This is a genomic window from Streptomyces lanatus, assembly GCF_014655715.1.
Lineage (GTDB): Bacteria > Actinomycetota > Actinomycetes > Streptomycetales > Streptomycetaceae > Streptomyces > Streptomyces lanatus.
Genome location: NZ_BNBM01000002.1, coordinates 44,894 through 58,348 on the forward strand (window position 1 = coordinate 44,894; position 13,455 = coordinate 58,348).

Annotated in this window: 11 protein-coding genes; 2 read left to right on the forward strand and 9 right to left on the reverse strand. The window is 69.3% G+C overall.

Features of this window, described 5'->3' with window-relative positions:
• Positions 1–12: 12 nt before the first annotated feature.
• The 3 genes from IE325_RS05490 to IE325_RS05500 all read right to left on the reverse strand — a co-directional run bounded on the left by IE325_RS05490 (position 13) and on the right by IE325_RS05500 (position 4,711).
• The gene (locus tag IE325_RS05490) at positions 13–1,161 is read right to left on the reverse strand and encodes an amidase domain-containing protein (RefSeq protein WP_190069190.1); all 1,149 of its coding nucleotides are present in this window, start codon (positions 1,159–1,161) and stop codon (positions 13–15) included.
• A 111-nt stretch (positions 1,162–1,272) separates the two neighbouring features.
• Positions 1,273–2,556 carry a polysaccharide deacetylase family protein gene (locus IE325_RS05495; protein ID WP_190068574.1) on the reverse strand — a complete coding sequence of 428 codons (1,284 nt, stop codon included), beginning with the start codon at positions 2,554–2,556 and terminating at the stop codon, positions 1,273–1,275.
• 49 nt (positions 2,557–2,605) lie between these two features.
• Positions 2,606–4,711: a transglycosylase domain-containing protein gene (locus tag IE325_RS05500; RefSeq protein WP_190069191.1), complete on the reverse strand. Its 2,106-nt coding sequence runs from the start codon at positions 4,709–4,711 to the stop codon at positions 2,606–2,608.
• A 251-nt stretch (positions 4,712–4,962) separates the two neighbouring features.
• Between IE325_RS05500 and IE325_RS05505 the strand changes: the two genes are divergently transcribed.
• Entirely contained in the window at positions 4,963–5,178 is a 216-nt protein-coding gene (locus IE325_RS05505; RefSeq protein ID WP_190068575.1) for an FmdB family zinc ribbon protein, read from the forward strand.
• Positions 5,179–5,181: 3 nt separating this feature from the next.
• On the opposite strand, the gene IE325_RS05510 is transcribed toward IE325_RS05505, so the two are convergent.
• Genes IE325_RS05510 through IE325_RS05520 form a run of 3 tightly spaced genes read right to left on the reverse strand, consistent with a single transcriptional unit; the run spans position 5,182 to position 9,763 of the window.
• Positions 5,182–5,994, reverse strand: a complete 813-nt coding sequence (locus IE325_RS05510; protein ID WP_190068576.1) for an HAD family hydrolase — start codon at positions 5,992–5,994, stop codon at positions 5,182–5,184.
• On the reverse strand, positions 5,994–8,555 hold the full coding sequence (locus IE325_RS05515) for a phosphoribosyltransferase (protein ID WP_190068577.1): 2,562 nt from the start codon (positions 8,553–8,555) through the stop codon (positions 5,994–5,996). Before IE325_RS05515 ends, IE325_RS05510 begins: the two co-directional genes overlap by 1 nt.
• A gap of 41 nt (positions 8,556–8,596) precedes the next feature.
• The gene (locus tag IE325_RS05520) at positions 8,597–9,763 is read right to left on the reverse strand and encodes an HpcH/HpaI aldolase/citrate lyase family protein (RefSeq protein ID WP_190068578.1); all 1,167 of its coding nucleotides are present in this window, start codon (positions 9,761–9,763) and stop codon (positions 8,597–8,599) included.
• Positions 9,764–9,950: 187 nt separating this feature from the next.
• Between IE325_RS05520 and IE325_RS05525 the strand changes: the two genes are divergently transcribed.
• A complete protein-coding gene (locus tag IE325_RS05525; protein ID WP_190068579.1) occupies positions 9,951–10,745 on the forward strand; it encodes a TerD family protein in 795 nt (264 codons plus the stop codon).
• Between the two features lie 25 nt (positions 10,746–10,770).
• On the opposite strand, the gene IE325_RS05530 is transcribed toward IE325_RS05525, so the two are convergent.
• From IE325_RS05530 to IE325_RS05540, 3 genes are all read right to left on the reverse strand, one after another.
• Positions 10,771–11,508, reverse strand: coding sequence for a TerD family protein (locus IE325_RS05530; RefSeq protein ID WP_190068580.1), 738 nt, complete (start codon positions 11,506–11,508; stop codon positions 10,771–10,773).
• An 81-nt stretch (positions 11,509–11,589) separates the two neighbouring features.
• Complete coding sequence (locus IE325_RS05535; RefSeq protein ID WP_190068581.1) at positions 11,590–12,738, reverse strand: DUF475 domain-containing protein; 1,149 nt, start codon at positions 12,736–12,738, stop codon at positions 11,590–11,592.
• A gap of 126 nt (positions 12,739–12,864) precedes the next feature.
• Positions 12,865–13,440, reverse strand: a complete 576-nt coding sequence (locus IE325_RS05540; RefSeq protein ID WP_190068582.1) for a TerD family protein — start codon at positions 13,438–13,440, stop codon at positions 12,865–12,867.
• Positions 13,441–13,455: the final 15 nt, after the last annotated feature.

The window sequence follows — 13,455 nt, forward strand, 5'->3', positions numbered from 1 at the left end:
GCCGGGGGACGGTCAGGTGCGGTAGGCGTAGTACGCCGCGTTCGGGTCCGACGCGATGATGCTGGTCAGCGAGCGCCGGTAGGTGTTCGAGGAGTGGTACGTCAGATACGGCACGCCCTGCGGGCTGCGGTAGGTGACGATCATCGTGTGGTCCTTGGAGCCGTCCTTGTCGAAGTCCATCTGGAGGACGTCACCGACGTCCATCTGGTAGACGTTGGCGAGGCTGGTGGTCCGCTTGGAGTTCTGCGCGAACCAGGACCACTCGTTGACGCCGACGAACGAGTGCGACTGGATCTCGGCGTTGCCGAACCACTTGGTGTAGTCGTAGACATAGCCGGGCGCGTGCTTCCAGCCGCCCGCCTTCAGGGACTGGCTCACGAAGTTGGTGCAGTCGCCGCCCGCGCCGTGGCCGTTGAAGTCCGGGTAGTCGGTGTTGTAGTTCCTCCAGTACTTCTCCGCGTACGCCGCCATGGCCTTGTAGTCCAGGGCCGTACCGGTGAGAGTCTTCGGCTTCGCCGGGGCGGGGTAGGTGGTCGCGGCGCGCGGGGCGGACGGCATGGTGTCGTCCACGGCGGGTGCCTTGACGTCCTTCACCATCGGCCGCGCGACCGTGTTGACGGCGGCGCCCTGGTCGGTGGCGCGGATGCCGCTCAGCTGCCAGTCGCCGGTCGGAGCGGCGGTGAAGGTGAGTTCGTGGTGCGCCTGGAAGCCGGTGGTGCCGGGCTGGTCGGCGTACGTCAGGGTCGTGGTCTCGGTGACGGTGGCCTTGGCGGTACGGCCCGTCACGCGCGCGGAGTTGAGGGTGACGGCCGTGTCGGCCTTACGGTACCTCTCGCCGAGCCGCGCGAGAAGGTCCTTGCGGTCCTCCAGCGTGGCCAGGGCGGTCCGCTCACCGCGGGCCATGCCGGCCGACAGCCGTACGCCGCCGAGTGGGTTGCTGTCCTGCCCGCCTGCGACCAGGGCCTCGGTGCGGTCGGTGAGGACCGCGTCCGCCAGCCGCTGGAAGGTGGCCCTGGTCCGCGCGTCCACCGTCGGGGCGTCGGCGGCCGCGGCGCCGGCGCTCCAGGTGGGCAGCAGGGCCGCTCCGGCGGCGATGGAGGCGGTGGCCGCCGCGACTATGGAGGCGCGACGGCGGGTACGGATGGGTCTTCTTGATCTCACGGAAGTTCTCACGGGGATTCTCCTTGCGCGGGGTGGTCGAACCCGGGCAGGGAATGTCTACACGATCTCCCCAACTGTGAAGAACCCGGGGGTAGTTGATCGTTCATCCGGCTACTTCACGACCGTCGACCAGTCCGGCGACTGCGCCGGATCCAGGCCGCGCAGCCGCTGCAACGTCTCCGGCTTCTGTACGTCCATCCAGTCGGCCAGCTCCTTGAAGGACACACACTTCACGTCCTTCTTCGTGCACACCTTCTCGATGACCTGGTCGACGGCCTTCATGTAGATGCCGCCGTTCCACTCCTCGAAGTGGTTGCCGATGAACAGCGGGGCCCGGCTGCCGTAATAGACCCGGTTGAAGCCGGCCATATAGGTGCCAAGGGTCTCCTGCCCCCACTCGGCATACCGGGACGGGTCGCCGTCGGTCTCGCCGTCGGACTGGTTGTAGAGGAAGTTGAAGTCCATGGACAGGCCCTGGAAGTCGCCGCCCTCGTACGGGAGCATCTGGAGCGGGAAGTCCCAGATGCCGTTCTTCTTCCTGGGCCATATCTGGAAGTCGCCGGTGGAGCTGGCGTCGTAGCGCCACTTGTAGTCCTTGGCGGCCTTCAGCAGGTTGTCCTGGCCCTCCAGACAGGGCGCGCGGCCCCCGGTGACCGCCTTGCGGAAGTCGAACGGCAGCGGGGCGATGTCGGTGTAGCCGGTGTTGGTCTTCCACTTCTCCACGAAGTCGTAGAACTGGTCGATCTCGCTCTTCCACTCCGCCACGCTCCAGTCGCCGCCGCCCTTGGCGCCGCAGAAGTGGCCGTTGAAGTGGGTGCCGATCTCGTTGCCGTCCTGCCAGGCCTTGCCGAGCTGTTCCAGCGTGGTGCGGATGTGGTCGTCGGTGGGGAAGCTGATCGCGGCCGAGCCCTTGGGGTGCTGGGGCGGGGAGTAGAGGTTCTTCTTGTCCTTGGGCAGGAGGTAGATGCCGGTGAGGAAGAAGGTCATGTGGGCGTCGTACTTCTTCGCCAACTCCCGGTAGTGGGAGAAGAGTTCGTCGTCACCCTGGAGCGCGCCGTCCCAGGAGAAGACCACGAACTGGGGCGGCTTCTGGCCGGGCTCGAGCGGCACCGGCTTCAACTGGCCCTTCTGCGGGCCGGTGTAGGAGGTGGAGCCGTCGCCGAGGACCTTCGTCCTGCCGTCCCAGGAGGGCTCGGGGCCCGGCTCGGGCGTGGCCCGTCTGCCGCCGTCCCGGGTGGCGGAGGACGCGGTCGGGGTGCTGTGCGTGCGGTTCAGGACCAGATAGCCGCCGACGAGGGAGGCCACGACCAGCAGGACGGCCAGGGTCAGCATGCTCGGGGGCGGATTGCGGCGGGGTTCACGGGGGCGGCGGCGACGGCCGGACGGTGACATCATGCGCGGCTCATTCTGCGAGGGGGGTGGGGGGTGGTGACCGGATGCCGGGTCAGCGGAGGCCGACGGCACCGGACCAGATGTCGTACGGGACGCTGTCGGCCGGGGTGCCGGCGACGCCCTTCAGCGGCAGGGGTTCGAGGCTCTTGCCGAGGTCGATGCGGTAGGCGACGACGGCCGTGGACACGTCGGAGGCGGTGCCGACGTACCAGGCCGCGGTGTCGTTCTGGGTGGTGCCGGCCTTGCCCGTGGCCCGCGCGGTGGAGGCCGGGTGGGCGAGGCTGAAGGCGGAGCCGAGCGCGGCCTGGACCTGCTCGGCCACCTTCGCCGTCACCGCGCGCCGGGAGGCGGGCTTCGCGAGCCGTACCCGGGAGCCGTTGCGGGTGATCCGGGCCACCGAGTACGGCTCGACATGCGTGCCCTCGGCGGCGAACGTGGCGTACCCGCTCGCCATCCGGATCGCGCTGGGCGTGGCACTGCCCAGGGACAGCGCCGGCACCTGCGGCCCGAAGCTGGAGCCGAGCAGCCCGGCCGCCACCGCGGTCCGGCGCACCTTGTCCAGGCCGGTGTCCATGCCGAGCTGCATGAACGGCGTGTTCACCGACTGGGCGAGCGCCTGGTGCAGGCTGATCCGCCCGTAGTCCTTACGGCCGTCGTTGCGGGCGGTGACCTGCTTGCCGCCCCGGTCCCAGTACGGCCCCTCGGGCGTCATCACGGGGACGCCGTCGTCACCGTCGTAGAGCGTCTCCGGGGTGACCTCGGTGGGGCCGCCGTCGCGGGTGCGGTGGACGCCGTTCTGGAGCGCGGAGGCGTAGACGAAGGGCTGGAAGGCCGAACCGGCGGGCACGGTGGTCGCGTTGGACTCGTTGAAGCCCTGTTCACGGTGGTCGGGGCCGCCGTGGACGGCGAGGATCCGTCCGTCGGTGGCGACGGAGGCGGCGCCGTAATGTGCGGTCTTCGCGGTGGCCGGGTGGTCCTTGGCAGCCTTCTCGCGGGCCTTGGTCACGGCGTCGGTGAGCGCGGTCTCCCGTTTGCGGTCGAAGGTCGTGTAGATCTGGTAGCCGCCGAGGTCGAACTCCTTGTCCGTGAGACGTGCGGCCTTCTTGGCGTACTGCGCGGCGAGTTCCACCAGGTAGTCGCTCTGCTTGCCGGTGTCGTAGCCCCGGGTCTGCTTCAACGGCTCGGGAAACTCGCGGTACTTGGCCCGCTCGTCCGGCGACAGCCTGCCGATGTCGACCATGCGGTCGAGGATCCAGGACCAGCGCTCCACCGCCCGCGCGTGGTTGGCCTTGCTCAGCGCGGGGTCGTAGAGGGCGGCGCCCTTGAGGAGGGAGGCGAGGAAGGCGGCCTCGCTGACGTTCAGTTCGCCGACGTCCTTGCCGTAGTAGGCCTGGGCGGCGCGCTGCATGCCGTAGGTGCCACGGCCGAACCAGCTGGTGTTGAGATACCCCTCCAGGATGTCGTCCTTGCTCATCCGGTTGTCGAGCTTCAGGGCGAGCATGGCCTCGGTGAACTTACGGCCCACCGAGCGGTCCTGGTTGAGGTACACGTTCTTGACGTACTGCTGGGTGATCGTCGAGCCGCCCTGTGTGTCGCCCTCGCCGAAGGTGCGCCATACGGCGCGGGTGACGCCGCTGAGCGAGATGCCGGGGTCGCTGTAGAAGCTGGCGTTCTCGGCGGCGAGCACCGCCCAGCGGACGTCCTCGGGTATGTCCTTCAGCGGCATGTCCTGCCGCCGCACCCAGCCGGTACGGGCCATCGGCGTCCCGTCGGACCAGAAGTAGACGTTGTCCTGCTGGGTCGCGTACGAGTTGAGGTTCGCCGGGATGTCGGTGGCGGCGTAGGCCACGGTCAGGGCCGCGCCGGTCAGCCCGAGGAAGGTCAGCACGGCACCGAGCCACTGCCGCCAGGAGGGCATCCAGCGGCGCCAGCCGGTGCGGCCCGGACGCGGGTACCGCGGGCGCAGTCGGCGGAGGTGGGGCGCGAGGCGGGACAGGGCGCGGGACACGGCCGATGCCGGGGAACGCGTGGCTGTGCGCCGGTGACCCCGTAAGCCGGATTCAGGCGTGGTTGATTCGGTCGTACGGGATAATTCCGTCTCGACCGTCCGCAATTGAACGGTCTCGTCCGGCGGGAGCGCGGGGACCTTCAATTGCATGGTCTCGTCCGGCTCTCGCCCAGCCCTGGTCACGGCTGCGCCCCTCCCCGCATTCGGTCGTGCCCGCGCGGAAAGGCACGGCTGCCGCGGTCAACGGCAGCGAGCCCCCACTTCCCCCGGTCTTACGGTTCCTCGCGGCGATCGAAAACTATCAGTGCTCTTTTCAATTTCTCCACACTGGTATCGGACAGCGTCGAGCACAAACGGCCGCAGAGGGGTGTGTAACCGGTCAGGCCGATTAGTCTGTCGGCATGCCTCGCTATGAATTTCGCTGCCGCACCTGCGGTGACACCTTCGAACTGAGCCGTCCGATGGCACAGTCCTCCGACCCGGCCGACTGCCCGGCCGGTCATGAAGACACCGTGAAGCTGCTCTCGACGGTCGCGGTCGGCGGCACGGCGAACGCCCCCGCGGCCGGGCCTGCCGGCGGCGGGGGCGGTTGCTGCGGTGGGGGCTGCTGCGGCTGACGCCTACCTGGAAGCCCTGGTCTCCTTCAAGAACTCCCGCAGGATGCGCTCCCCCGCCAGCACGCCCCGCTCCGGCAGCGCGCTGATCGCCGGTGCCGTCCAGGCGGCGTCGGCCAGTTCGCCGTGGCCCGGGCGCCAGCCCTTGTCGGCGGCGAGGAGCAGGTCGGCGTCCAGCAAGGAGTCACCGGCCGCCAGCGTCAGGTCGGCGCCCGTGCGGCGGGCCACCTCGTGCACGGCGGCGCTCTTGGTCAGCGGCTTCGGGACGGCGTAGATCTTGCGCCCCTGGAGGGACACCGTCCAGCCGCGGTTCTCCGCCCACACCGCGAGCTCCTTCACCCACTCCTCGGGCAGCAGCTCGCGCTCGACGACGAGATAGGCGAAGAGGTCCTCGGCGATGCGGTGCTTGCGCACCCACAGCGGGTCGGCGGAGGCCAGCAGATGGTCCCGGATCTCCGCCAGCGGCGCGCACTGCTCGGCCAGCCGGGCCTGGACCTGTGCGTGCCAGTCGGGATCGGTGACGCCGTCGACCAGCAGATGGCCGCCGTTGGCGCAGATCGCGTACTTCGGCTCGGGGCCCGGCAGGTTGATCCGCTGGTACTGCTTACGGGTCCGGGTCGTCGTCGGCACGAAGACCGCCGCGTCACCGAGGTCGGTCAGCAGCTGGGCCGCCGTCTCCGTCATGTACGACAGGGGCCGGGCCTCGTGCACCTCCACGCACAGCAGCCTGGGCGCCCGCGCGTCCGGCATGGTCAGCGCGAGGGCCGCCGCGGAGTAGATCAGCGTACGGTCGAGGTCGCTCGCCACCAGCACCGGCATCAGACGTTCACCGCCCTGCCGTCGGCACCCGTCGCGCCCCGCGTGTACTTGGGGTGGATCAACCCCACACAGGTGTACGGCAGTTCGGCGACCTCTTCCACCGGAACCCCTCTCTGTTCGGCCAGCAGTCGGACATGGTCCAGGTCGGCGCCTGCCCCGGCCCGCGCCAGGATCTTCCACGGCACCCGGCGCAGCAGCACCCGCGTGGTCTCGCCGACACCCGGCTTGACGAGGTTCACGTCGTGGATGCCGTACTCCTCACTGATGCGCTCGACGGCCGCCCAGCCCTCCCAGGTCGGCTCACGATCGCCGGACAGCAGTTCCTTGACCGTCGCGTCGACGGCGTCCACGACCTCCGGGAAGCGGGCGGAGACGGCGTCCAGGAAGGCCACGGAGACATCGGCGCCGGCGAGTTCGCGGTAGAACTTCGCGCCGTGGTAGTCGTACGGCCCGACCAGGTCGGCTCGGAGCACCGTACGCGAAATCAGCCCGGAGACCGTGGAGTTGAGGCACGCGGACGGGATGAGGTAGTCCTCGCGGGTGCCGTACGTCCGCACGCAGGACCCCGGGTCGGCCAGTACGGCGATCTCCGGGTCGAAGCCGGTGATGCCGTCGGACGCCTCGAACTCCCGTATCGCAGCGGTCAGTTCACGGGTGATGGCGCCCTTGCCGGTCCAGCCGTCGACGAAGACGATGTCGCGGGGGTCGTGGTGGGCGGCCAGCCAGCGCAGGGCGTTGGCGTCGATGCCGCGCCCGCGCACGATGGACACGGCGTAGTGCGGCAGGTCCAGCCCATGCCGGAACTGGGCCCATCGGCGCATCAGGACGCCGACCGGGGTGCCCGCGCGGGCCAGCGACACCAGCACCGGGCGGGGCATGGGGGTCCCCCCACGCTTTCGGCCGTGGGGGCGCTCGGCGAGCACGATCTCCGTCACCGCGCCGGCCGCCTGCGCGAGGCGCGCCGCCGACTCCTCAAGCGCCGTGTGGAACAGCTCCTGGTACTGCTCGCTGGGCTGGTACTCCACCGGCAGCGACTCCGCGTAGTGCGCGCCGCCGCTCTGGATGGCCTCTTCCCTCTCCTCCGTCGGCGCCTCCAGCGTCACGTCCGAGAGATCCTGCAGCAGCCAGCCGACCTCCTCGGGGGCGTACGAGGAGAACGCGGGGCCACGGAGGGGCTCGGGCAGCATCGGGTGCCTTTCGGGACCGGCCGGGGGGCCGGGGACGTACGACGGCACGACCGTCAGCAGGACGTGCGGGGTGTGCGCGGCCAGCTGCGCCAGCAGGCCGCCGGGCGCGTGCAGTTCGGGGGTGTCGGCGGTCGAGTCGACGACGGCTATGACGGCGTCGAATCCGGCGCCGGCGACGTTGTAGGCGTAGCGCTCACCGGGGCCGTCGGCCGGGTCGTCGTGGGCCGGGAAGACCAGGCGGGTGCGGATCGCGTAGCCGGGGTCGTCGACCGCGAGGACGGGTGAGCGGGTGGTGGTGGAGTACCGCACCTCGACACCCTCGGCGACCTGCTCCAGCTCGCGGGCGAGGCGGAGGGGGGCGTACATCAGCTCCTCGAAGCCGAGGACGAGTATGCGGCGGGCGTCGGCGGGGAGTGCCTCTGCGAGGCGGGCGGCCATGTCGGGGAGGGCGGATTCGAGGCGGATGCGGTGAGTGGGGGTGAAGCCGTGGCGACCGCCGTCGGGGAGGTCGGTGGGCCAGTGCAGGTCTATGCGGGGTGTGTGGTTGCCGTTCGGGTGCGGGTTCGATTCGGCTTCGAGGGCAACGCCGCTGTCTTTCAGGGGCGCGGGGAACTGCGCGACCAGCCCCCACTCACCCGCAGCCGACGAACCCTCCGCCTCATACCGCGCCACCAACGCCTGCCCCTTCTCCAACACCCCCTCCGGCAACCGCACCGTCCCCGACGCGGCCGTCACCAGATCCACCCGCGCACCGATCTCCCGCGCGAACTCCTCCAGCCGCCCCGCATCCTCCGCCGACCGCATATCCACCAGCGCCACCACCACATACCGACGCCGCGGATACCGCGCATGAAGATCGCGCACGGTGTTCAGCACCGTGTTCCCCGTCGAGAACTCGTCATCGACGAGGATCAGAGCCCCATCCCCCGCCAGCAGCGCTGGATCCTCCGGCAGCAGCAGATGCGACGTCGCATGCGAGTGGGACTCCTCGAAGCCGCCCGCGGGGGCGACCCCGGCGACGGGGCGCCGCGTGGAGTGCAGATAGGCCGCGGAACCCACCCCGTCGGCGACGGAGTGGCCGAGCCCGGTCGCCGTCTCCGCGTAACCGAGGACGACCGCGGCGCTCGCCTCCTCCTCGCCGAGCAGCTCCCGCACCCGGCGGCCGAGGGCGAAGCCCGCGCCGTACACCACGGACGGTGACTGCGGTACGTGCTTGCCGAGCACGTTGGAGACCAGCAGATGCGCCCGCTTGGGGTTGCGGCGCAGGGCGAGCCCCAGCATCTCCGTGAGCCCGTCGTCGCCCACGAGCCGGACCCCGAGCCGCTCGGCGACCCAGCTGCCGGACCAGACCCCGTCGTTCACTGCGTTGTTCATGCGTCCCTTGGAGATATCGGAAAAGGAGAGAGACCGGCCGCTCAGGCCGGGATTCCGGCGGCGAGCAGCTCCACGAAGCCGATGTCCTCGTGGGCCACGCCGAAGACCTCGGCCCGCAGCATGGTCCGCTCGGCCCAGGCGCGGTGCGGCTTCACCTCATTCATCTTGTTCGTGTACTGCGATCTGAGCACTCCCCCGCCGCAGCGCTCCGGCTTGAGGATGTCCTTGGCGTCACTGAACTCCTCGTGACTGACCACGGACAGCGCGTGCACGGGCAGTACGTGGGAGGGGTGGATGCAGGTCTTGCCGGTCAGGCCATTGGCGTGGTCCAACGTGATCTCGCGCAGCAGGCCGTCCATCGAGTGCTCGATCAGGGCCTCGCGCAGCTCCTCGGCCTGGCCCTCAAGGAAGGGGCTGCGGCGCAGCTGGGGCTTGAACATACGTTCCTGCACCCGGAAGTACTCCCACACCGGCCCGGTCACGGTGAACCCGGTGCCGTCGGCCCGGCCCAGCATGTTCACCACGTCGGCGATCACGGAGGCGACGAGTTGGACGTCGTAGGCCGTCATGTCGGGGGCCCGGCGCAGCCCGTACGACGAGCAGAAGTCGGTGACGCCGAGGCGCAGCGCGAGGACCCGGTCGCGGTATTTGTCGACGGCCCGGAAGATGCCCTCCAGGGTCTCCACGCGCGACTCGCGGTACATCAGCTCGGGCGACTCCAGCACCGGCATGGCGAACAGCCGCCGTCCGCTGTACGACTCGGCGCTCGCGAGGGCCTCCAGGAAGGGCATGCCGCGTTCCTCGGTGAACTTCGGCAGCACGAAACCGGACAGCAGCCGTACGGCGGGGCCGAGCCGGCGTACGAGGTCGGGGATCTGCTCGGGAGCGCGGACCCGGATGAAGAGCAGCGGCAGGTCGTCGCCGTCGCGGGCCGCGAGGTCGGTGAACTGGCGGACGAGGTTCTCCTCGCCCTCCGCCACGTCCTCGTCCCCGATCGAGTCCTCCAGGCACAGCACCATCGAGACCACGCCGCGGCCGGTCTGCTTGACGATGTCGTCGGCGAGCCGGGGTCTGGTGGCCGGGCTGTAGAGCGTGGCGCCCAGGGCCACGGACAGCAGCCTGGCCGGGGAGTCGGCGGTGAACGCGCACGGCTCCTGGTGGAAGAGGCGCTGCCGCACCTCCGGGGCGATCTGCCCGAAATGACGCATAGAGCTCCCCCGTGGTGACTCTGTGACCCCTGTGACCTGTTCACAGGTGGCCGGTAATAGTACGTAGATACCCATGTCAGGGGTTCCCGACGGGCATGAATTTCTGGTAACGCAGGCAAACACGGGCGCGCACGGTATGTGTACCCCCGCGTTGTCGTGACCAGGACGGAGAGGGCAGGATGACCGCATGACGCACGCGATGTTGAAGGGGTCGAACGTCCCGCTGGAGGCCACGACGGTACGCGCCGTGCTGCGCTGGACGCCCGGGCAGGGGGTCCCGGACGTCGATGCCTCGGCTCTGCTCCTCGGCCTCGACGGTCGTGTGCGCTCCGACGAGGACTTCGTCTTCTACAACCAGCCCCGGCACCCCTCCGGGAAGGTCTGGCGGCTCGGCAAGAAGCGACTCGCCGAGGGCCTCACCGACACGATCCAGACAGATCTCACCGGTGTCGAGCCCGGCGTCGGCCAGATTCTCCTGGTCGCTTCGGCGGACGGCGTCGCCTTCGACCGCGTACGCGATCTGCGCATCCTGCTGTACGACGCCACGGCCCCCGACGGCGATCCGCTGGCGTACTTCGACATCAAGCCGGAGACGGGCCAGGAGACGGCCCTGATCTGCGGCGAGCTGTACCGCCGCGGCGAGGGCTGGAAGTTCCGCGCGCTCGGCGAGGGCTACTCGGACGGCCTCAGGGGCCTGGCCACGGACTTCGGCATCTCGGTGGACGAGTCGGAGGCCATGGCCGACCCCGCCCCTGCCCCGGAGGTCTCCCAGCCCCTGCCCCCCGAGCAGCCCACGACGACGGTCCCGCCCCAGCCCGCGTACGGCTATCCCCAGCAGCCCCCGCCGACCCAGCCGGCATACGGCTACCCCCAGCCGGCCACGGCCCACTCGGGCTACGGCTACCCGCCCCCGGTGACGGCGGCGGCCCCGGCCACGGACTTCCGCCTGCCGCCTCAGGGGCCGCAGTTCATCGGACGCTGACGGCAGCGCCCCCGTCGAGGGGCGCCTACTTCTCCGCCTTGGTCTTGTATCCGCGACCCCACTGCAACCCCCATCCGAACAACCGATCGAGCTCGGCCTGGAACCCGTACACGAACTTCACCTCGCGCCGGACCCAGATCTCGCCCTTCACGTTCTCGATCATCACCACCGCACAGGACCGGGCCTGCGGATGCCGCTCGTCCAGGCCTATCTCGATCCGCGGGCCATTGCTCGGATACAGCGTGACGATCGCATGCGTACGGTCGAACGCGGGCGTCTGGTCGTAGATGTACACGAAGACCAGCAGCCGCTTGATGTTCTCCCGGTGATCGAGGTTGACGTAGATCGTCTCCCCGGACGCCGAACCGAACCGGTCGTCACCGCTGAGCTTCACATAGGGCGGCGCGTTGACGTCCCCGAGGAACCCGCCCAGCGGCTGGACGACGCCCTTGGTGCCGTCGGTCAGCTCGTACAGCGCCCCGAGGTCGAGGTCGACGTTGACCATGCTCTGGCTGTGCCCGAGGACCTCCGGCGGCTTGAGTGCCTTGAAGGGGTGCCGCAGCAGACTCTCCCGCTGTGAGCCCCCGAAGTCGGACGTCCGCATCCGCCAGGTCAGGTTGATCCGCAGATGCCCGGTCGCCGCGCCCTGCTTGGTGAGCGAGACCCGGTCGTGCCGTTTCGTCAGCTCGATCGAGTTCGATGACGCGCTGCCCGAGTCGAATTCGGCCGCCCGGCCACGCCAGAGCCCGTCGAAGAAGCCCATTTAGCCCCCACCTTCTGCAAGCCGACGGGGCGGCCGGACGTCCGGCCGCCCCGTCGAGAGCGTTCCTCACCAGCGGGGGTGTCACACCCCGGACGAGACCTCAGTCTTCGCGTCCGAGCCCTCCGCGTTTCCCTCAGCGGCCGCCAGCGCGCGGTTGCGGCGCACCGAGGACCAGAAGGACCAGGCGATCAGGATCACGCCGACCGAGCCGGTGATGAACTCGTTGATCTCGTACTGGATGGTGACCAGCAGGATCGCGGCGAGCGCGCCGATCGCGTAGTGCGCGCCGTGCTCCAGGTAGACGTAGTCGTCGAGGGTGCCCTGGCGGACCAGGTACACGGTCAGCGACCGGACGTACATCGCGCCGATACCGAGACCCAGCGCCATCAGGACGATGTCGTTGGTGATGGCGAAGGCGCCGATCACACCGTCGAAGGAGAAGGACGCGTCCAGGACCTCGAGGTAGAGGAACATGAAGAACGCGGCCTTGCCGGCCAGGGCGACCGCCGAGCGGGGCTTGCCGGTGCGCTCGGCCTCTTCCTCCGCCTCGTGCTCGCGCTCCTCCTCCTCTTCGAGCTTGTCCTCGAAGTAGCCGGAGAGTCCGCCCACGATCAGATAGGTGATCAGGCCTCCGATGCCGGAGAGCAGGACCGTCTCCGCCTTGTCGACATGCGCTCCGCCGTGCTGGTGGGCGTTGGCCGCGAAGGTCAGGGCGGAGATCAGCAGGACGATCAGGGCGATGCAGACCGACAGCATGTCGACCTTGCCGAGCTTGGCCAGCGGGCGCTCCAGCCAGCCCAGCCACTTGATGTCCCGGTCCTCGAAGATGAAGTCCAGGAAGATCATCAGCAGGAACATGCCACCGAACGCGGCGATCGCCGGGTGGGCGTCGGTGACCAGCTGCTGGTACTGGTCCTTGTCGCTGAGGGCGAGGTCGACGGCCTCGATCGGGTTCAGCGAGGCGGTGACCGCGACGATGACGACGGGGAAGACCAGCCGCATGCCGAAGACGGCGATCAGGATGCCGATGGTGAGGAAGATCTTCTGCCAGAAGGCATTCATCTTCTTCAGGATCCCGGCGTTGACCACCGCGTTGTCGAACGACAGCGAGATCTCGAGGACGGAGAGGATCGCCACGATGCCGAGGGCGGTCCACCCCCCGAAGAGGACCGCTGCAACCAGGCCGAGCGCGGTGACCGCGAACGACCAGCCGAAGGTTTTCAGAACCACTGGCTACCCAATCCTATGTGTACGGGGCTCCCGCGCGCCGCACTCGGCTTTACGAAGACTTTGAACCCGGAGTCTAGTCGGCCGCCCTTCGCCCCCCACCGGGGCCCGGGTTTTGCTCATATCGCGTTATGAGACGTTGACCCCGAAGTCGAGTGCGATGCCCCTGAGGCCGGACGCGTACCCCTGTCCCACCGCCCGGAACTTCCACTCCCCCTGGTAGCGGTAGACCTCGCCGAAGATCATCGCGGTCTCGGTGGAGGCGTCCTCGCTGAGGTCGTAGCGGGCGAGTTCCTGGCCGTCGGCCTGGTTCACGACGCGGATGAAGGCGTTGCTGACCTGGCCGAAGGTCTGGCCGCGCTCGTCGGCCATATGGATGGAGACCGGGAAGACGATCTTGTCGCACTGGGCCGGCACCTTGGACAGGTCGACCAGGAGCGACTCGTCGTCGCCGTCGCCCTCGCCGGTGAGGTTGTCGCCGGTGTGCTCCACCGAGCCGTCCGGGCTCTTGAGCTGGTTGTAGAAGACGAACCACTCATCGCCCAGCACCCGGCCTGCGCTGCACACCAGGGCGCTGGCGTCGAGGTCGAAGGGGGCTCCGGTGGTGGAGCGCGCGTCCCAGCCGAGCCCGACCATCACTTGAGTGAGGTTGGGTGCGGCCTTGGACAGGGAGACATTGCCTCCCTTGGCGAGCGTGACGCCCATGATCCTGGTCCTCCC